Genomic DNA, 20,069 nt, shown 5'->3' with positions numbered 1-20,069 from the left:
CTCATCCATGCGACCCGTACACAAGGAGATCCGCCTTGATACGCCCTGCCGCAGGAGTCCTCGCCGCCGCACTGGCCGTGACGCTCCTGCCCGCCCTCCCCGCCGCGGCCGCGACGGCCCGGCCGCCCGCCCCGCCCTCGGACGCGAAACTCGCCGCCCAGCCGGCCCGGCACGACCTGACCCGGGAGCAGTTCTACTTCGTGCTCCCGGACCGGTTCGCGAACGGCGACCCGCGCAATGACCGGGGCGGCCTCACCGGCTCCCGCCTGGAGACCGGCCTCGACCCGACGGACAAGGGCTTCTACCAGGGCGGTGACCTCAAGGGGCTCACCGACCGGCTCGACTACATCAAGGGTCTGGGGACCACGGCCATCTGGCTGGCGCCGATCTTCAAGAACCAGCCGGTGCAGGGCAAGGGCGACGACGTCTCGGCGGGCTACCACGGCTACTGGATCACCGACTTCACCCAGGTCGACCCGCACTTCGGCACCAACGCCGATCTGGAGCGGCTGATCGACAAGGCGCACGGGAAGGGGATGAAGGTCTTCTTCGACGTCATCACCAACCACACCGCCGATGTCGTCGACTACCGGGAGGGCTCGTACGGATACCTGTCCAAGGGCGCCTTCCCGTACCTGACCAAGGACGGGGTGCCGTTCGACGACACGGACTACGCGGGCGGGAAGGGGAAGTTCCCGAAGACCGGGAGCGGGTCCTTCCCACGGACCCCCTTCGTCGCCGACGCCAAGAAGAACCTCAAGGTGCCGGCCTGGCTCAACGACCCGCAGATGTACCACAACCGGGGCGACTCCACCTTCGCCGGCGAGTCCTCCGAGCAGGGCGACTTCTTCGGCCTCGACGACCTGTGGACCGAGCGTCCCGAGGTCGTCAGCGGGATGGAGAAGATCTACGAGAAGTGGGTCGAGGAATTCGATATCGACGGGTTCCGGATCGACACCGTCAAGCACGTGAACCTCGAGTTCTGGAGCCAGTGGGCCACCGCGCTCGACGCGTACGCGGCGAAGCGCGGCCGGGACGACTTCTTCATGTTCGGTGAGGTCTACTCCGCCGACACGGCCGTCACCTCCCCGTACGTGACGCGCGGACGCCTCGATGCCACCCTCGACTTCCCGCTCCAGGACGCGATCCGCTCGTACGCCGCCCAGGGCGCCGCAGCCGGCCGGCTGGCCGCCGTCCTCGGGGACGACTACCGGTACACCACCGACAAGGCCAACGCCTACGAGCAGGTGACCTTCCTCGGCAACCACGACATGGGACGGTTCGGCTCCTTCCTGAAGCAGGACCGGCCGGGCGCGGGGGAGCAGGAGCTGCTGGACCGCTACCGGCTCGCCAACGAGCTGATGTTCCTCTCCCGCGGCAACCCGGTGGTCTACTCCGGTGACGAGCAGGGATTCACGGGCGCCGGCGGTGACAAGGACGCCCGGCAGACGCTGTTCGCCTCCCAGGTCGCCGACTATCTGGACGACGACCAGCTCGGAACGGTGCGCACCCACGCGAGCGACGCTTACGATCCGGAGCACCCGCTCTACCGGCAGATCAGTGCTCTCTCGAAGCTGACCAAGGCCCACCCGGCCCTGCGCGACGGCGTCCAGAGCGAGCGCCTCGCCGACGGCTCCGTCTACGCCTTCGCCCGGACCGACCCGCGCAGCCGCACCGAGTACCTGGTCGCCGCCAACAACGCGGCCGAGTCCACGTCCGTACAGATCGACGCCCCGGCCGGCGCCCAGTACCGCACCGTGTACGGCGGCAGCGCGCTGCTCCGCGCCTCGTCGGCCGGCAAGCTCACCGTCGTCGTCCCCGCCTTCGGCTCCGTGGTCCTCCAGGCCACCGCCCCCCTCGCCGCCCCGGCCACCAAGCCCGCCGTCACCCTCAAGGCCCCCGCCCCCGGCGCCACCGGCACCGTCGAGCTCACCGCCGACGTGACCGGCGGCGGCCTGAACAGGGTCGTCTTCGCCGCGCAGACCGGCAACGGCCCGTGGCAGGTCCTCGGCTCCGCCGACCACGCCCCGTACAAGGTCACCCAGCACATCGCAGCAGCGCCCGCGACCCCCCTGCGCTACAAGGCCGTCGCCGTCGACGCCGCCGGCCGCACCGCGAGCGCGCTCGCCGAGTCCGCCGCCGGGCAGGTCCCGCCCAAGGAGGTCCCGACCGCCACCCAGCGCGACTACGCCGTCGTCCACTACCACCGTCCCGACGGCGACTACACCGACTGGCGCCTCTACGCCTGGGGCGACATCGCCGAGGGCGAGGCGACACCGTGGCCCGCCGGACACGGCTTCACCGGCCGCGACGCGTACGGCGCCTTCGCGTACGTCAAGCTCAAGCCCGGTGCCTCCTCCGTCGGTTACCTCGTCATCGACAAGGACGGCAACAAGGACGTCGCCGCCGACCGCACCATCGACGTGACCCGCACCGGTGAGATCTGGCTGGAGCAGGGCAAGGAGCCCGCCCGCACCGACCGCCCCGCCTACCCGCCGCAGGACACCTCCAAGGCCGTCCTGCACTACCAGCGCCCCGACGGCGCCTACGAGGGCTGGGGCCTGCACGTCTGGACCGGCGCCGTCACCCCCACCGACTGGTCCAAGCCGCTGCTGCCCGCCCGCACCGACGCCTACGGCGCCGTGTACGAGGTCCCGCTCGCGGCCGGGGCGACCAGCCTCAGCTACATCCTCCACAAGGGCGACGAGAAGGACCTCCCCTCCGACCAGTCCCTGGACCTGAAGGCCACCGGCCACGAGGTGTGGATGCTGGGCGGCAAGGAGAAGTACCTCCTGCCGCAGCCCGCGGGCTCGGGCGCCGCCCTGGACCTCACCAAGGCCCAGGCCGTCTGGATCGACCGCGACACCCTCGCCTGGAACGCCCCCGCGGCCGCCGCCTCCGCCCAGCTCCTCGCCTCCCGCGACGGCGCCGTCAAGGCCGACAACGGTCGCCTGTACGAGGGCGGGGCCCGCTGGCTGCGCCTGAACCGCACCGAGCTCACCGCCGCCCAGAAGCAGAAGTTCCCGCACCTGGCCGCGTACTCCGCCTTCACCGTCGACCCCCGCGACCGCGACCGCGTACGCGAAGCCCTGCGCGGCCAGCTCGTCGCGAGCGCCCGCGCCGCGAACGGCGCCGTCCTCGCCGCCACCGGCGTGCAGCTCGCCGGGGTCCTCGACGACCTGTACGCCACGACCGCCTCCCTCGGCCCCGTCTTCAAGGACGGCCGCCCCACCCTCTCCGTGTGGGCCCCGACCGCCCAGGAGGTCTCCCTCGAACTCGACGGCCGCACCGTCGCCATGCGGCGCGACGACGCGACCGGCGTCTGGTCGGTGCGCGGCGAGCGCTCCTGGACGGGGAAGCCCTACCGCTACGCCGTGACCGTCTGGGCGCCGACCACCGGCCAGGTGGTCCGCAACCTCGTCACCGACCCCTACTCCACGGCCCTGACCGCCGACTCCACGCACAGCCTGGCCGTGGACCTCACCGACCCGAAGCTCGCCCCGCCCGGCTGGAAGGACCTGCGCAAGCCCGCCCCCGTACCCTTCACCTCCGCCCAGATCCAGGAGCTCCACATCCGTGACTTCTCCGTCGCGGACCGCACCTCGAAGCACCCCGGCCAGTACCTGGCCTTCACCGACACCGGCTCGGCGGGCATGACCCACCTGCGCGGCCTGGCCGACGCCGGAACCTCCTACGTCCACCTCCTGCCGGCCTTCGACATCGGCACCATCCCCGAGAAGGCGGCGGACCGCACCGAGCCCGCCTGCGACCTGAAGGCCTACGCCCCCGACGCGCAGGAGCAGCAGGCCTGCGTGGCCGCCGCCGCGGCGAAGGACGCCTACAACTGGGGCTACGACCCGCTGCACTACACCGTCCCCGAGGGCAGCTACGCCAGCGACCCGAACGGCACGGCCCGCACGGTCGAGTTCCGCAGGATGGTCCAGTCCCTCAACGGGGCCGGCCTGCGCACCGTGATGGACGTGGTCTACAACCACACCGTCGCCGCCGGGCAGTCGGACAAGTCCGTCCTGGACCGCATCGTCCCCGGCTACTACCAGCGCCTGCTCGCCGACGGCAGCGTGGCCACCTCCACCTGCTGCGCCAACACGGCTCCCGAGAACGCGATGATGGGCCGCCTGGTCGTGGACTCGATCGTCACCTGGGCGAAGGAGTACAAGGTCGACGGCTTCCGCTTCGACCTGATGGGCCACCACCCGAAGGCCAACATCCTCGCCGTCCGCAAGGCCCTCGACGAGCTCACCGTCGCCAAGGACGGGGTCGACGGCAAGAAGATCGTCCTCTACGGGGAGGGCTGGAACTTCGGCGAGGTCGCGAACGACGCCCGCTTCGTCCAGGCCACCCAGCAGAACATGGCCGGCACCGGCATCGCCACCTTCTCCGACCGGGCCCGCGACGCGGTCCGCGGCGGCGGCCCCTTCGACGAGGACCCGCGCGTCCAGGGCTTCGCCTCCGGCCTGTTCACCGAGCCCAACGGATCACCCGCCAACGGCACCCCGGCCGAGCAGAAGGCCCGCCTCCTGCACGCCCAGGACCTGATCAAGGTGGGCCTGTCCGGCAACCTCGCCGCCTACACCTTCACCGACACCACCGGCCGCCGGGCGAAGGGCTCCGAGGTGGACTACAACGGCGCCCCGGCCGGCTACGCGGCCGCCCCCGGCGACGCCCTCGCCTACGCGGACGCCCACGACAACGAGACCCTCGCCGACGCCCTGACCTACAAGCTCCCGCCGGCCACCGGCGCCGCCGACAAGGCCCGGATGCAGGTCCTGGCCATGGCCACGGCCGCCCTCTCCCAGGGCCCGGCCCTCTCCCAGGCGGGCACGGACCTGCTCCGCTCCAAGTCCCTGGACCGCAACTCCTACGACAGCGGCGACTGGTTCAACGCCCTCCACTGGGACTGCCGGGACGGCAACGGCTTCGGCCGCGGCCTGCCCCCGGCCGCCGACAACGCCTCGAAGTGGCTCTACGCGAAGCCCCTGCTGACCGCCCCGGCCCCCGGCTGCGCCGAGATCACCGGTGCCTCGGCGGCCTACCGCGACCTGCTGAAGATCCGCACGACGGAAGGGGCCTTCGCCCTCACCACCGCGCAGGCGGTCCAGGACCGGCTGTCGTTCCCGCTCTCCGGCACCCAGGAGACCCCGGGGGTGATCACCATGGTCCTCGGCGACCTGGTGGTGGTCTTCAACGCCACGCCCACCGCCCGTCCCCAGCGCGTCCCCGCCCTCGCGGGCAGCGCCTACGGCCTGCACCCGGTGCAGGCCGCCGGCTCCGACGCCACCGTCAAGCAGTCCACGTACGACACGACGACAGGAGAGTTCACCGTCCCCGGCCGCACGGTGTCGGTCTTCACGCGACGCTGAGCCGGTCCAGCCGCTTCTCCAGCAGGATCACCCCGTAGATCCTGCCGTCCTTCCCCTCCTTGTGGGGGAACTCCCCGACCACCCGGTAGCCCGCCCCCTGGTAGTAGGCGAGCAACCGGGGGTTGGTGGAGACGCAGTCCAGCCGCGCCCGCTCCCGCCCGGTCCTGGCGATCCGCCGCTCGGCATGTTCGAGCAGGCGGCGCCCGGCGCCGGCGGGCGCGGCCTCGCGGGCCACCATCAGCCGGTGCACGTAGCCCGCGACCGGCGGCTGGACCCCCCAGGCCTCCTCGTCGCTCCACCACAGTTCGTACGCCCCGCAGACGTGTCCGTCGGCGTCGGCGGCGATCCACACCTCGCCCTCGCGCATCTTCGTCCGGAAGTGCGCGGCGTCCTTGTCACCGGGCTTCCACTGCTCGATCCCGTGCTTCTGCATCCAGCGGGCGGCCTGGTCGTACAGCCGCACCAGCTGGCCGGCGTCCTTCTCCTCGGCCTGCCGGAACAAGATCCCGTCGTCAATGATCACGCGGGCATTATCGAGCAAGATCACCCGGGCCGGGCACCCCGGTCGGAACCAGCGCCGCAAGCCTCCCGACCAGCTCCCCGAAGGGCCCGTCGGCGGGTTCGCCGGCCAGGATCCGTACGAGGATCCCCGCCATCTCGGCGTCGTACGCCGCGCTCACCGCCGCCAGCGCCGCGAAATCGTGCACCAGCTGCAACTCCAGCTCGGCCCGCGGGATCTTCCGCCCGTCCAGCCAGATCAGCGCGGTGGACTCGGCGAGCGACACCCAGGACCGCACCACCAGCTCCAGCCGCGCCGGCGGGTCCGCGGGGCCGATGCCCAGATGCGTGAGGATCTGCTCGTACGCCGCCTGCCGCACCTCGTCGATCATGGCGTTGGTCTGGTTGCTCCCCACCGCCGGGCCGCCGCGCATCAACGCCGAGAAACCCGGCCCGTGTTCGTCGACGAAGGCGAAGAACCGCCCCATCACGCGCAACAGCCGGGCCCCGAGCGGCCCCTCCTGCGGCTCCACGAACCGCAGCGCCAGCTCGTCGGCCGCCCGCCGCAGCGCGGCCTCGTACAGGCTGAGCTTGCCCGGAAAGTAGTGGTAGACGAGCGGCCGCGATATCCCCGCGGCCGCCGCGATCTCGTCGATCGACACATCGTCGGGGGAGCGGTTGCTGAACAGCTCCAGGGCAACCCCGATCAGCTGCTGCCGCCGCTCCTCGACACCCATCCTGCGCCGCACCCCGGTTGTCATGCGGAACACCCTACTTCGGACCGGTCACAGGTCCAGGGCGAGGTGGCCGTCCTTCGCGCGCGATACGCACAGCAGCATCGAGTCCTCGCGCTCGGCGTCCGTGAGGAGCTCGTCGCGGTGGTCCACCTCGCCCGCCAGCACCCGGTGTTGGCAGGTTCCGCAGAACCCCTGCCCGCAGGAGTACGGGGTGTCCGGCAGCTCCCGGCGCACCGCGGCGAGCGCGGTCTCGGCCGCGCCCACCTCCACCGTGCGCCCCGAGCGCCGCAGTTCGAGCGTGAACGGCCGGGCGGGCCCGGGCGCCGAGGGGGCGAAGCGCTCCACCCGCACCGCCGCCGGGTCCGCGGCCGCCGCCATGACGGCCTGCACCAGCGGCTCCGGACCGCAGCAGTAGACCAGCGTGCCGGGCCCGGCCGCGGACAGGAACGACAGGTCGGGCAGGCCCGCCTCGTCCTCCGGGACGACGCTCACCCGGTCGCCGTGGACCGCCAGATCGGCCAGGAACGGCATCGAGGCCCGGGAGCGGCCCCCGTAGAGGAGGGTCCAGTCGGCGCCCGCCGCCGTGGCCGCCCGCAGCATCGGCAGGATCGGGGTGATGCCGATGCCGCCCGCGACGAACACGTACGAGGGGGCCGGGACCAGCTCGAACCGGTTGCGCGGCGCGCGCAGTTCCAGCTCGGCGCCCTCGGCCAGCCGGGCGTGCGCCTCGCGGGAGCCGCCGCGGCCGTCCTCGATCAGCCGGATCGCGATCGTGTACGTACCGGCGTCCGCCGGGTCGCCGCACAGGGAGTACTGGCGGACCAGGCCCGAGGGCAGGATGACGTCCACGTGCGCACCCGGGGTCCAGGCCGGGAGCTCCGGGGATTCCAGGGTCAGCCGGAGCACCCCCTCGGCCGGTTCGGTACGGGACGTGATCAGCGCGCGCAGCGGGCGGCGCGGCGAGTACCCCGAGACCGGGTTCTCCAGGGCCGGCAGCGGCCACAGCGGGGAGACCGCGATGCGGCGGCTCAGGGCGCGCTTGGCCACCCAGGCCGCGCCGGCCACGGCGGTGACCGCGAGGGCGCGCCTCATGCCGTCACCCGGCCGTTCACGCTGCCGGTCGCCCCGCCGTTCACGCCGCCGTTCGCGCCGCCGTTCGCGCCGGGGGAGGTGGCGAGGTAGGCCACCGCCTGGGCCGTCGATCCCTCCTGCGAGGGGTGGTAGGTGCGGGCGAGGTACGTCGGTATGGACTTCAGCATGGCGCCCGTCGACGGCAGGACGCCCTGCTGCCCCGCCCGGAAGAACTGCCCGAAGGAGGCCTTGCCGTCCACCAGGTGCGGGTCGTTCTCCATGAAGAAGCGGACCCCCCGCTGCCACAGGAAGACCAGCGCCGAGAAGGCGGTCGCCCAGGTCCGCGCGCGGCGCCGGTAGCCGCCGTCCACGTGCATGAAGAGGTCGAAGGCCACCGAGCGGTGCTCGACCTCCTCCGCCCCGTGCCAGCGCAGCAGATCGAGCATCATCGGATCGGCGCCGCGCCGGTCCAGCTCCTCCGCGTTCAGCACCCAGTCGCCCAGGAACGCCGTGTAGTGCTCGATGGCGGCGATCATCGCGACCCGCTCCATCAGCCACCAGCGGCGGGCCCGGCCCGGCGGCAGGGTCCTGTCGCCCAGCAGCTTCTCGAAGAGCCAGTCGACCTGCGCCGTGTAGGGGGTCGGGTCCAGCCCCAGCCGCTTCAGGTGGGGCAGTACCTCGTCGTGCGCGGCGGCGTGCATGGCCTCCTGGCCGATGAACCCCACCACGTCCGCGCGCAGTTGCTCGTCCTTGATGTACGGGAGCACCTGCTTGTAGACGTGCACGAACCACCGCTCACCCGCGGGGAGCAGCAGATGCAGCACATTGATCATGTGCCCGGCGAAGGGATCGTTCGGCAGCCAGTGGAGCGGGGTGTCCTCCCAGCCGAAGGACACGTTCCGGGGCCTCAGGTCCACGTGTTCCGACGCCACGGGGGCGGGCGCGAGCGGCGTATTAGACATGGCGTCAATGTACTGATGGGTAGCGGAGAGGAGAACCCCTCGGCGCGGACTTCTCTCAGCGCAGCGACCCGGCCTTCGTCCCGTCCGTCAGTTTGCCCGACAGATCGACCTGCGCACCGGCCGGGGCTTTGACCGCCAGCCGGTTCCCGTTCGCCGAACCGCTCACCCCGCCGCCCGACACCGACAGCGAGGCGAACTGCGCACTGCCCGCCGCCAGCACGTACCACTGGCCCGCACGCGACTTCCACAGCACGCCCGCCAGCACCCGCGGCTCCCGCGGCCCGCACGCCGGCGAACCCTCCGACCGGGCGGCCTGCGCGGCGAGCGGCGCGCCCGGCGCCAGGAACTGCGCCTGCACCCGGTCCGCCGCGCCCTGCCAGGTCTCGGCCCGCGTGCACAGCCACGTCGCCGTCCCGTCGCCCTCCGGCAGCGGCTGCTTGGCGTACGTCCACGCGTTGACCGTACGGACCCCGTGCGAGCGCACCGACGGCAGCAGGCAGGCGATCCGCGACCAGTCGCCCAGCTCCGCCCCCTCCGTCACATCGCGTTCGGCGCCCGGCGCGCCCGACGTGAGCCGGGCCGGGGTCAGCTCACCGAGGTCGGTGATCAGCCGGGTGGCACCGTCGCCGGTCAGGGCGAGGGCGTTCCAGCTGGTGCAGTTGCCCGCCGGAGCGGGGCTCGGCACCGGCGGGGTCACCCCGTCCGGAGTCGGCTTCAGCGCCACCGCGGGCTCGCCGGGCTTGAGCAGGTCCCGCCGGGCCGCACCGGTCACCCAAGGGGCCGTCAGATAGCGGACGTTGCCGTCGACCCGGCTCAGCACGAGGGCGGTCGCGGTGTCCGCCGAGGCGCCGTCGGTCCGGGCGAAGTCCAGGGCCGCGCCGGTGGCCCCGGCGAGCGGCTCGGCGTACCGGACCACGCGCAGCCCGTCGTACAGCAGGACCACGACGGCCTGGTCGACCGCGCCCGCGAACAGCAGCTGCGCCGGACCCATCGGCGGCCCGGACGGAGTTCCCGGCGTGGCCGAGACGACCACGGAGGAGCCCGGGCGGGCCCACACGGCCAGCGCCCGGCGCAGCAGCGCGGAGTCGCCGGCGCGGTCGCCGCGGGCCGGCCAGGCGGAGAAGTCCGTACGGGAGGACGTACGCCACAGCGCGGGCGCGGCCCGTACCAGCTTGCCGGGATCCAGTGCCTGCTCGGCCGCCGCGTTGCGCGAGTACAAGGGGGCGGCGGCCCCGTCCGAGCCCCAGCCGCCGCCCGGCAGCGCGAGCAGCGCCCCGCACGCCGCGAGGGCGACCCCGGCGGCCAGCGCGGCACGCGCGAGCCGGCGCCGCCGCAACAGGTCGGTGGGCCGGGCCTGGAGCACGCACGGGTCGAACTCCGGGGAGGCGAACAGGGCGTCGTTCGCCGGATCACCGGACTCCGCGACCGCGGCCGCCGGGTCCGCGACCCCCGCCTCGTCCAGCACCCGCAGCACCTCCGGCTCGGGCAGCCGCTCCAGCGCCCGCAGCACGCACGCGGCCCGGCCGGGACCGTCCAGGGTGGCCAGCCACTGGTCGAGGGCCAGCTCCTCCGCCCCGCCGGAACGGGGGAACAGCCGCAGCCCCCACACCTGCGGCAGCACCGGGGGCAGCTGCGCACGCCGCGGCAGGGCCCGGAAGGTCAGCGGAACCCCGGCCTCCAGGGCGGCGCGCAGCACGCGCAGCCGCACGTACGCGTAGCCCGCCTCACCCTCGCCGCCGCGCTGGCCCGGGACCCCGCCCCGCACGGCGGCCGCCCCCGCCCCGTCCCGCCGCCCGCGCGGCAGCGACCGCTGGACCAGCGAGTGGGCGGTGAGCACCCGGCGGTTGCGGCCGAAGGCGGGCGGCAGCACCAGGTAGGCGAGCCGCACCAGCCGCGGATAGTGCTCCACGATGGCGGCCTCGGCCTGCTCGACATCGGGACACGGGACGAGGGTGGCGGTATCCGGCGCAGTCACGTTCAGCAGAACGAGCGAATCGTCGGATGGTCACCCGTGCCCTGTGCACGCGCCCTCCCCGGTGTGCCCTCCCGCGACTACACCAGACGGGCGCGCAGGGCCTCGACCGTCTCGTCGGAGACGCCGAGCCCCTCGCGCACGTACTTCTCCATCGAGCCGTAGCGCGTCTCCACCTCGGCCAGCGCGGCCTCCAGGTAGGAGGGGAAGACGCCGATCAGCGCGAGCGCGATCTCCGGGTCCCCGCCGGCCGCCGTGAAGCCCTCGATCATCGGGGCGAAGGCCTGCTTGACCGCCGGATTCACCGACAGGTACTCGGCCATCAGCGTCTCGTCGTCGGCGCCGAGCAGCGACAGGATGACCGTGGCGCCCCAGCCGGTGCGGTCCTTGCCGGCCGTGCAGTGGAAGAGCAGCGGCCCGGCCGCCGGGTCGGCGGCCTCCGTGAGCAGCAGGCGGTACGCGGCCTGGGCGGAGGCCGAGTGCACGAAGGAGCGGTACACGTCGCCGAACAGGACCTGCGCCTTGCCGCCGCCCAGGTGCTCCTCCGCGACGACCGGGTCGGACAGCAGGTCCTTGAGCTGGGCGGCGGCGGGCATCCGGCCCGAGCCCGCGTTCACCTTGTCCGCCAGCACGTCGGCGACCAGGAGCCGGGCTCCGGCCGGCACCCGGTCGGGGCGGTCGGCGCGCTCGGCGTCGGTGCGGAAGTCGATGACCGTCCGCAGCCCCAGCGCGGCCACCACCGGGTCCGCGCCGAGGTCGAGCCGGTCGAGCTGGCCGGAGCGCAGCACCAGGCCGGGACGGACGGTGCGGCCGCCGGAGAGCGGGGTGCCGCCGAGGTCGCGGAGGTTGGCGACGGTGGCGGCGGGGGTGGGGGTGGCGGTCATCGTGGTGGCTCCAGGTGATTCATGCAGTTCATGCAATTTTCAGATGTTTCGCATCGGAAAGACAATCGAGGGCCAGTGAGACCCCGACGCCGATACCGAGCGCCGCCAGATGCCCGGCGTCCGTGAAGGTCCGCCCCCGTGTGACGACCGGCGCCGCGGCGAGCGCCAGCAGCCCGACCCGGGCGGTCGTGCGGACCACCCCGCGCGGCAGGGCCGAGGTCAGCGCACCGAGTACGGCGTTGAACCCGTAGCTCGTCCCCACGTCCAGCGCGCGTCGCGTGCCCGGATCGGTCGTCCTGCGCAGGACGCCGTATACGAGGAGGGTCGCCGAGGCGTGCCCGAACAGGAACACCGCGGCCGTCCACCAGGCGCCGTACGCGTACTCGGCGTATCCGAGGACGGCGACGAGCAGCAGCGCGTACGGCAGGGGCATGGGCTCTTCGACGACGAGAGCGCTGGTCAGCAGCGTCTCCCAGCGACCGGCGGCGAGATTGTCGACATTCGTCGAGCACTCCCGGAGCAGTCGCTCCCGCCCCTCCTGCCCCAGCCGCTCCAGCGCGTACGCCCCGAGCTGGACCCCGCCCGCGTACACGGCTCCCAGTGGCATTGGCTTCACCCGCCCATGATCGGATACGGCCCTCTGGCGGACACCACCGGGCCCCGTGCGAGCATGTTCCGGCCATGTCCCAGCCCCCCGCGCCGATGCGCGCCACGCGAGCCGCGATGTTCGCGGCGGTGTGTACGGCTTTGGGTGCGGTGGGGCATTCGTGCATGTCCGGCACCGATGTTCCCTTGGCAGGGCTTCCGGGTGCTTTCGCGGTGACCGGCGCACTGGCCTGGGCCGCCGCCGGCCGCCGGCGCGGACCGGTCGGGATCGCCGCCGCGGTGCTCACCGTCCAGGGACTGCTGCACCTCCTCTTCTCCGGGAGCCGGGCGGCGAAGCCCGCGCCCGGCGCGATGCACCACCACATGACCGGCATGCACGGTATGCCCGGCATGCACGGGGGCGGGACGGCTCCCGAAGCGTCCGGCGGCATCGCCGACATCGCCGGCATGGCCGGGCACGGCGGAGTCGGCATGATCGCCGCGCACGCGCTGGCCGGACTGTTCTGCGCCGCCTGGCTGGCGTGGGGCGAGGCCGCCGTCTTCCGGCTGGCCCGGACCCTGGGCGCCGCCGCACTGCACGCGGCCCGGCCGCTGTCCCGCGCGCTCGCCCTGGCCGGGGCGAGCGCGGCCGCCGCCCCGCCGGTCCCGCCCGCGCCCCGGCCCTCGTACGAGCGGCCGCGCAGCCTGCGCGGGGCCGTGCACGCCTACGCCGTGGTGCGGCGCGGCCCGCCCGCGGACCGAGCCTTCCGCACCACGGCCCCCGGCCGTCCTGCCCGCGCCTGAGCGAGGGGGCGAGGCCCGGGGTCGACTCCCCATGCCTCCGCCAACACCGAGGACCACCATGTCCCTTGACGACGCCCAGGACGTCCGGACCCCGGACGCCGCATCCACCGACCCGGCCGCGATATCGACCGCGGCCGGCCCATCCGAACCGGTCGGCACGCCCGACCCGGCCGACTCGGCTGACCTGCCCGACCCGGCCGACGCCGCCAAGCGCCGCAGCGGCGGCTGGGCCGCCCTGCGGCCGCTGCTCCTGCGCGTGCACTTCTACGCGGGCCTGCTGATCGCCCCGCTGCTGTTCCTCACCGCCGCCACCGGCCTGCTCTACGCCGCCTCGTGGCAGGCCGAGAAGATCGTCTACGCCGACGAGCTGACCGTCGCCCGCGTCGGCGAGAGCGCCCTGCCGCTCAGCGCCCAGGTGGAGGCGGCCAAGGGCGCCGCGCCCCAGGGCGAGATCGTGTCCGTGTGGCCCGCGCCCGAGGCCGAGGCGACCACCCGGGTGATCATGGAGAGCGAGGGGCTCCCCGCGGGCGAGACCCTCACCGTGTTCGTCGACCCGTATACGGCCGAGGTACGCGGACAGCTCGCCACCTCCGGCGACGCACTGCCGCTGCGGGCCTGGCTGAGCGAGTTCCACGCCAGCCTCCAGCTCGGGGAGTTCGGCCGGAACTACAGCGAACTCGCCGCGAGCTGGCTGTGGGTGGTCGCCCTCGGCGGACTCGCCCTGTGGATCGGCCGCCGCCGCAAGCGCACGGCAGAACTCGTCCTCCCGGACCGCAGGGCCTCCGGCCGGCGCCGGACCCTGTCCTGGCACGGCGCCGTCGGGCTCTGGTCGGCCGCCGGACTCGTCGTCCTCTCCGCCACGGGCCTGACCTGGTCGAAGTACGCCGGTGAGAACATCGGGCAGCTCCAGGACTCCCTCGGCGGGGCCACCCCGGCCGTCTCCGCCCAGCTGAACCCGGGCGCGGAAACGGGCGGCGCGTCGGGGCACCTCCCAGCGGTAGCTGGGGGAGAGCATGCGGGGCACACCATGCCCGAGGGCACCGAGATGCCCCCGCCCGCGCCCACGGCGGACATCGGCATCGACCGGGCCGTGGAGGCCGCCCGGGCCGCCGGGGTCACCGAGAGCCTCCGCGTGACCCTGCCCGCCAAGGGCAAGGGGTACGTGGTCAAGGAGCAGGACAAGCAGGTGCCCGTACACCTGGACGCGGTCGCCGTCGACCCTGCCGACGGCCGGGTCATGGACGAACTGCGCTTCGCCGACTACCCCGTGCTCGCCCAGATGACCCGCTTCGGCATCGACCTGCACATGGGCCTGACCTTCGGGCTCGCCAACCAGATCGCGCTGGCCGCACTCGCCCTCGGGCTGATGTTCCTCGTCTTCTGGGGCTACCGGATGTGGTGGCTGCGCCGCCCGACCAAGGACCGCAGGCTCTCCGTCGGCCGCGCCCAACCGCGCGGTGCCTGGCGGAAGCTGCCGGTGACCGTGGTGCTGCCGCTGGCCGCGGTGACCGCCGTGGTCGGCTGGTTCGTGCCGATGCTCGGGATCAGCCTGCTCGTGTTCCTGGCGTTCGACCTGCTGCTCGGCTTCGCCGCCGCGCGCCGGGCCAAGGCCGGGTAGCACGGGTAGTACGGGTAGAACGGCGTAGTACGTCGTCGTACGGCCGCCGGGCCCGTACTCCGCTCGGGAGTACGGGCCCGGCGCGCAAGCTCAGGGCGCGTACTTGTAACCCACCCGGCGCACGGTCTGGATGGCACCGCGGTGCGCGGCACCCAGCTTGCGGCGCAGGCGGGCGATGTGGACGTCCACGGTCCGGCCGTCGCCGACATGGCCGTAGCCCCAGACCGTGGTGACCAACTGGTCCCGGCTGTGCACCCGGTGCGGGTGCTTCACCAGGTGGGCCAGGAGTTCGAACTCCAGGTAGGTCAGGTCGAGCACCCGACCGTCGACCTCGGCGGTGCGCCGGGCCGCATCGATGCGGACCAGGGCGTCGCCGTCCGGTGGGGACGGGACGGGCGGTACGGACGGTACGGGCGGTACGGACGGGACGGGCGCCGCCGGGGCGGCCACGGCGTGCGGGGTGAAAGCGAGCGGCTGCTGCTGGTCGGCAGGCACCAGGACCAGGTAGCCGACCATCGGCGGCCGGCCCGGCAGCGCCGGGAGCGTGTGCTGGGGCGCGGGCAGCCAGGTGGCACCGGGCGGAAGCAGGTCCGCCACCGGGGATGCTTCGTCCCGGTCCACGGACCGCAGCCGGTGGCGCGGACCGGGCGGGAAGGTCAGGTGGGCGGGGGCGGTCGCAGCGGAGGTCAGGGAGCGGGTGTTCGCCATGAGTGGTCAGCTCTTTCACGCGGAGGAGTCGGCAGGAGACGTGCGTACGTACGTCATCGGTGTCGTTCCGCGCAGACCGAAGGCCTGGGGCAGCTCGGCTGGGAGATCCCGGAGGCTTTAGAGGGCCGGCGCGTTCTTCGCGCGGCAACACACCCGGTCGAAATCGTGGTCCTGACGGGAGGGCCAGAACGGCTCGAGGTCGCTGCGACCTGACGAGGTGTACGAGTGGCTGGCCATGGTGCCATTCAAGCAGACGCGTCGGCCCGGGGGCAGGGCGCGTCTCACCTGATGGAGTGGAATCCCATATTCCCTCCAGCGACTCGCCTCAACAAGGGACATAACGCGGCGACGCCCGCCAGGCCTGGAGGGGCATGGCGGGCGTCGACAGCGTGCAGGTAGTGAGTTGGAGCGTGAAGCGGGGCTGAGGCCTGTGCCTAGACCAGGCCGTCCTTCTCCAGGCCCGTGCAGCAGGTGTCCGTGATGAGACGGGTCACCACGTACGGGTCCACGTTGGCGTTCGGGCGGCGGTCCTCGATGTAGCCCTTGCCGTCCTTCTCCACCTGCCACGGGATGCGGACCGAGGCGCCGCGGTCCGAGACGCCGTAGCTGAACTCGTTCCACGGGGCGGTCTCGTGCAGACCCGTCAGGCGCTCGTCGATGCCGGCGCCGTAGTTCTTCACGTGGTCGAGCGGCTTGCTGCCCTCGCCCAGCGCCTCGCACGCGGAGATGATCGCGGGGTAGCTCTCGCGCATCGCCTTCGTGGAGAAGTTGGTGTGCGCGCCCGCGCCGTTCCAGTCGCCCTTGACCGGCTTCGGGTTCAGCGTCGCGGAGACGTTGAAGTCCTCGGCGGTGCGGTAGAGCAGCCAGCGCGCGATCCACAGCTGGTCGGAGACCTCCAGCGGGCCCACGGGACCGACCTGGAACTCCCACTGGCCGGGCATGACCTCGGCGTTGATGCCGGAGATGCTCAGGCCCGCCGCCAGGCAGTGGTCCAGGTGCTTCTCGACGATCTCGCGGCCGAAGATCTCGTCCGAGCCGACGCCGCAGTAGTAGCCGCCCTGCGCGGCCGGGAAGCCGTTGACCGGGAAGCCGAGCGGGCGGGTGCCGTCGAAGAAGGTGTACTCCTGCTCGATGCCGAAGATCGGCTCCTGCCCCGCGAACTTCTCGGCGATGGGACGCAGCAGGGCGCGGGTGTTCGACTCGTGCGGGGTCATGTCGATGTTCATGACCTCGCACAGCACGAGGACGTTGTCCCCGCCGCGGATCGGGTCCGGGCAGGAGAAGACCGGCTGGAGGACGCGGTCGGAGGCGTGGCCCTCGGCCTGGTTCGTGCTCGATCCGTCGAAGCCCCAGATCGGCAGCGCGTCGCCGTCGGCCAGGATCTTCGTCTTGGAGCGAAGCTTCGCCGTCGGCTCGGTGCCGTCGATCCAGATGTACTCAGCCTTGTAGCTCACGGGCCCCATCCTCAGACTCTGCGGGTGCTGCTGGTCGCTGCTTCATCGCTGCGGTGATGACCGCAGCGTGCCCGCCCGCGATTTCCCTTCCGTTGCCCATGTGTGAACCCCGTGTTACCGAGGTTTGCGCCGCAGGTCGAGTGGGTTGTGCGGGTGGGTCGCGGGTTGCGGGAGGTACACCTGTCCGAGTGGGGCAGACTGGGCGGGTGAGCATTTTGTCTGATGTGACCTCTGCCGGAGAGCCTGCCGTGAGCCCGGCCGCGAGCCCGGCCGCGAGCCCGGCCGCGCGTGTCGCCGAGAGTGCCGCCGCAGGTCGCCGACCCCGGGTCGGACTGCTGGGCACCGGGCCCTGGGCGCACCGTACCCACGCCCCCGCGCTCGCCGCGCACACCGGCTCGGAGTTCGCGGGAGTATGGGGCCGCCGCCCCGAGGCCGCCGCCGAGCTGGCGCAGGAGTACGGGGTGAAGGTGTACGAAGACCCCGACGAGCTGTTCGCCGACTGTGACGCCGTGGCCTTCGCCCTGCCACCGGACGTCCAGGCCCCGCTCGCCGTGCGCGCGGCCGCCGCCGGCTGTCACCTGCTGCTCGACAAACCCGTCGCGACGACCGTCGAGGACGCCCGGGCCGTCGCCGACGCCGCTGCGCGGCACCAGGTCGCCTCCGTGGTCTTCTTCACCCTCCGCTTCGCCGAGCCCACCGCGGGCTGGGTCGCGGAACGGGCCGCCCGCCCCGGCTGGTTCACCGCGGCCGCCCACTGGCTCGGCGCCGTCTTCCCGCCCGACGGCACGCCCAGCGCCTACGCCGCCTCGCCGTGGCGCAAGGCCAAGGGCGGGCTGTGGGACGTCGGCCCGCACGCGCTCTCCGTCCTGGTCCCGATCCTCGGCGAAGTCACCTCGGTCAGTGCCACCCGCGGCCCCTCCGACGTGGTCCAGCTCGCCCTGCGGCACGCCTCCGGCGCCGCCAGCACCGCCGTGCTCAGCCTGGGCGCGCCGAAAGCGGCGGCCGGGGTGGGGCTGGAGCTGCGCGGGACCGAGGGCATCCACACGCTGCCCGGCTGGAACGACGTACCGGGCGCCTACGGGCGCGCCTTGGACGCGCTGCTCACCGCGGCCCGGACGGGCGTGCCGGACCCGCGGGGCGCGGAGTTCGGCGCCCGGGTGACGGAGATCCTGGCGGAGGCGGAGGCACAGCTGCCGGATTGAGGTGGTTCTCGTTCCCTGCTGCTCTGTGGGGCTCCCCCTCTACCTACTGCTTCGTTTCCCTATTTGATGAGGGCGTTGGCCACGATGATGGCCAGCCCGATCGTGGCGTCGGCCAGGCCGATGAGCAGCGAGGAGCGCAGCCGGTAGCCGACCCGGATGGCCACGAACGAGCCCCAGGCGAACAGCAGGGCGGTGTTCAGGCCGAGACCGACGGCGGTCACGCCGTACGAGTCCCAGCCGGCCAGTCCGGCGAGGACGAGGAGCAGCACGGTGGGAAGGGTGGCCGCGATCATCGGCCACTCGTTCCACAGGGCCCGGAGCAGCAGCCGCCACCGGTGTCCTGCGGAGCCCTGCTGATGGGTGGCCATGTGGTGCGAGTAGCCGTGCGCGAGCCCGGCGGTGGCCGCGGTGACGAGCACCCAGCTGGCGTCGTAGAACGGGGTGTAGTCCCCACCCTCCTGGTCCAGCGCGGCCAACAGCCCACTGGCCAGCACCGTCCCGTACACCCCACCGAACATCCAGTCGGCCGCACGGCGGGGCGGCGGAAACGGCGCGGAAGGGGGAGGGGGAGGTGGTGTGGGAGGGGGAGAGGGAGGGGGCGTGGAAGGGGGTGGTGTGGGAGGAGGTGTGGGGGTAGGTGGGCTGGGCTGCTGGTGGTCCACTCCGGGTCCTTTGATGCGATACGCACCGATTTGGTGCTGGTGTCACCCTACGGGTGCGTGGGTGAGGGCGGAGTGAACGGCCGGGCGAGGTGCGAGGTGAGCGGGCGGTCGGGGGCTTCGGGGGCCTGATTCCCTCGGGGCTCATCAGAGAGGGTTTGGGGGTTTCCCGTCAGTCCCACTGTCTCTCCGGGTCGGGCCGGCCTGTCAAGGGCGCTCCTTCGTCGCGTCGCTTCGCGATGTCGCTGCGCTCCACCCTTGACAGGCCGTCCCGCCCCGGAAAGCCAAGGACTGTCGGGAAGCCCCCAAAAGAACGGTCCACTGGTTCACGATCACGGGCAGGGGCCATCAGGGATCCAGGACCTGGTCGCGGGTGGCCCACCCCCACCCGGGCCAGCCGGAAAGCCGGGGGCGGGGCGCTGCCTGCGCGTCCGATCGCTACGCGCTCCTCAGGTCTCAGCGTCCGGCGGCCGTCCGGGGTCCTACCCGCACCAGAAGTCGACGAGAAGCACCTGGGAAGGCGGTAGGGCGCATCAGATCGCTACGCGCTCCTCTTTGACGGCGACTGACGCTCGCGGAAAATGACACGCGGTGTCGGAACCTGCTCTGAAAGGGTGGCGCGTTAGCCAGGAGTCCCCGCAGTTCGTCGCAGGAGTGAGTTGTGATCCCACCCCGTCTGGTCCCGCTGGTGCAGCAGTTCGACTTCGCGCGTGAGCGCCTCACCAACCGCATGTCAGGACCGGTCATGGACAGTGGCGACGGGACGGACACCAAGGTCGGGCCCATGACCGGCGAGGAATACCTGTGGGAGCCGGTGGCGGGGTGCTGGTCGGTGCGGCGGCGAACTGAGGGGCCCGGCCCGCGTGCCACGCTCCTCGCCGGTACCGGCGAATGGGGCCGTGACGCGGCTACTTACCCGCACCCCTGGCCGCCGCCCTTCACCACCATCGCGTGGCGCCTCAGCCACCTCAGCGAAATGCTGACCCTGCGCGCCGACCACACCGCCGGCAGCCGCACGCGGACCCGCGACGACTATCCCGTCACCGGGGACGCGGAGGAGGCAGTCGCCGCATTCGACACCGCAGCCGCCGCATGGCGGAAGGCACTGCTGAGCGTCGACGACGCCGCACTCGACACCGTGGGGTACTGCACCTACCCACACGGCAGCGACGCGGAAGAACCCTTCATCGACATCGCCTGGTGGGTCAACCAGGAGGTACTGCACCACGGAGCCGAGATCGCCCTCCTCCGCGACCTCCACCGCGAACGCCACCACTGACCAGCCCTTTCACCGGGTCATCTCCCCTCCCCAGGTGCTTCTCATCACCCTCTGGTGCGGGTAGGACCCCAGGCGGCCGTCGGACGCCGAGACAAGAGGAGCGCGTAGCGATCGGACGCGCCCACCCCCTCCCCAGGTGCTTCTCATCACCCTCCGGTGGGGGTAGGACCCCAGGCGGCCGTCGGACGCCGAGACAAGAGGAGCGCGTAGCGATCGGACGCGCCCACCCCCTCCCCAGGTGCTTCTCATCACCCT

The 20,069-nt window shown here is 72.8% G+C and carries 15 protein-coding genes; 5 read left to right on the top strand and 10 right to left on the bottom strand.

Translation table 11 applies throughout. From position 1 onward, the window contains the following. The first annotated feature begins 35 nt into the window (after nt 1–35). Nucleotides 36–5,381 (top strand): pullulanase-type alpha-1,6-glucosidase, encoded by a 5,346-nt coding sequence (pulA, locus tag ACZ6I1_RS14615; protein ID WP_469286998.1) that lies wholly within the window; start codon nt 36–38, stop codon nt 5,379–5,381. Here pulA and ACZ6I1_RS14610 read toward each other — a convergent pair. The 7 genes from ACZ6I1_RS14610 to ACZ6I1_RS14580 all read right to left on the bottom strand — a co-directional run bounded on the left by ACZ6I1_RS14610 (nt 5,368) and on the right by ACZ6I1_RS14580 (nt 12,112). Then, nucleotides 5,368–5,904: a GNAT family N-acetyltransferase gene (locus tag ACZ6I1_RS14610; protein WP_469286996.1), complete on the bottom strand. Its 537-nt coding sequence runs from the start codon at nt 5,902–5,904 to the stop codon at nt 5,368–5,370. The two genes, pulA and ACZ6I1_RS14610, sit on opposite strands and share 14 nt — an antisense overlap. 7 nt (nt 5,905–5,911) lie before the next feature. Then, entirely contained in the window at nt 5,912–6,640 is a 729-nt protein-coding gene (locus ACZ6I1_RS14605; RefSeq protein WP_469286994.1) for a TetR/AcrR family transcriptional regulator, read from the bottom strand. Nucleotides 6,641–6,664: 24 nt separating this feature from the next. Beyond that, nucleotides 6,665–7,708 (bottom strand): PDR/VanB family oxidoreductase, encoded by a 1,044-nt coding sequence (locus ACZ6I1_RS14600; RefSeq protein ID WP_469286992.1) that lies wholly within the window; start codon nt 7,706–7,708, stop codon nt 6,665–6,667. Next, entirely contained in the window at nt 7,705–8,649 is a 945-nt protein-coding gene (locus ACZ6I1_RS14595) for a metal-dependent hydrolase (RefSeq protein ID WP_469286990.1), read from the bottom strand. Before ACZ6I1_RS14595 ends, ACZ6I1_RS14600 begins: the two co-directional genes overlap by 4 nt. A gap of 55 nt (nt 8,650–8,704) precedes the next feature. After that, entirely contained in the window at nt 8,705–10,633 is a 1,929-nt protein-coding gene (locus ACZ6I1_RS14590) for a hypothetical protein (RefSeq protein ID WP_469287072.1), read from the bottom strand. Between the two features lie 68 nt (nt 10,634–10,701). Then, nucleotides 10,702–11,505, bottom strand: a complete 804-nt coding sequence (locus tag ACZ6I1_RS14585; RefSeq protein ID WP_469286988.1) for a tyrosine-protein phosphatase — start codon at nt 11,503–11,505, stop codon at nt 10,702–10,704. A 28-nt stretch (nt 11,506–11,533) separates the two neighbouring features. Then, nucleotides 11,534–12,112 (bottom strand): rhomboid-like protein, encoded by a 579-nt coding sequence (locus tag ACZ6I1_RS14580; protein ID WP_469287070.1) that lies wholly within the window; start codon nt 12,110–12,112, stop codon nt 11,534–11,536. A gap of 212 nt (nt 12,113–12,324) precedes the next feature. On the opposite strand from ACZ6I1_RS14580, the gene ACZ6I1_RS14575 reads away from it, so the two are divergent. Both ACZ6I1_RS14575 and ACZ6I1_RS14570 read left to right on the top strand, forming a co-directional pair. Further along, nucleotides 12,325–12,894: a hypothetical protein gene (locus ACZ6I1_RS14575; RefSeq protein WP_469286986.1), complete on the top strand. Its 570-nt coding sequence runs from the start codon at nt 12,325–12,327 to the stop codon at nt 12,892–12,894. Nucleotides 12,895–12,952: 58 nt separating this feature from the next. Further along, the gene (locus ACZ6I1_RS14570) at nt 12,953–14,512 is read left to right on the top strand and encodes a PepSY-associated TM helix domain-containing protein (protein WP_469286984.1); all 1,560 of its coding nucleotides are present in this window, start codon (nt 12,953–12,955) and stop codon (nt 14,510–14,512) included. Between the two features lie 90 nt (nt 14,513–14,602). Here the strand turns inward: ACZ6I1_RS14570 and ACZ6I1_RS14565 are convergent, their stop codons facing one another. Together ACZ6I1_RS14565 and glnII are read right to left on the bottom strand one after the other, a co-directional pair. Continuing rightward, on the bottom strand, nt 14,603–15,220 hold the full coding sequence (locus ACZ6I1_RS14565; RefSeq protein ID WP_469286982.1) for a winged helix-turn-helix domain-containing protein: 618 nt from the start codon (nt 15,218–15,220) through the stop codon (nt 14,603–14,605). A 434-nt stretch (nt 15,221–15,654) separates the two neighbouring features. Then, nucleotides 15,655–16,674: a glutamine synthetase gene (gene glnII, locus ACZ6I1_RS14560; protein ID WP_469286980.1), complete on the bottom strand. Its 1,020-nt coding sequence runs from the start codon at nt 16,672–16,674 to the stop codon at nt 15,655–15,657. A gap of 332 nt (nt 16,675–17,006) precedes the next feature. Here glnII and ACZ6I1_RS14555 point away from each other — a divergent pair, with 332 nt between their 5' ends. Beyond that, a complete protein-coding gene (locus ACZ6I1_RS14555; protein ID WP_469287068.1) occupies nt 17,007–17,876 on the top strand; it encodes a Gfo/Idh/MocA family protein in 870 nt (289 codons plus the stop codon). A gap of 59 nt (nt 17,877–17,935) precedes the next feature. On the opposite strand, the gene ACZ6I1_RS14550 is transcribed toward ACZ6I1_RS14555, so the two are convergent. After that, complete coding sequence (locus ACZ6I1_RS14550; protein WP_469286978.1) at nt 17,936–18,382, bottom strand: hypothetical protein; 447 nt, start codon at nt 18,380–18,382, stop codon at nt 17,936–17,938. A gap of 814 nt (nt 18,383–19,196) precedes the next feature. On the opposite strand from ACZ6I1_RS14550, the gene ACZ6I1_RS14545 reads away from it, so the two are divergent. After that, nucleotides 19,197–19,814 carry a DinB family protein gene (locus ACZ6I1_RS14545; RefSeq protein ID WP_469286976.1) on the top strand — a complete coding sequence of 206 codons (618 nt, stop codon included), beginning with the start codon at nt 19,197–19,199 and terminating at the stop codon, nt 19,812–19,814. The last annotated feature ends 255 nt before the right edge of the window (nt 19,815–20,069 follow it).

It is taken from the genome of Streptomyces sp. NPDC046303 (assembly GCF_055588085.1).
Note: the sequence above shows the minus strand (reverse complement) of the source record. Positions and strands in the feature narration are given on the sequence as shown.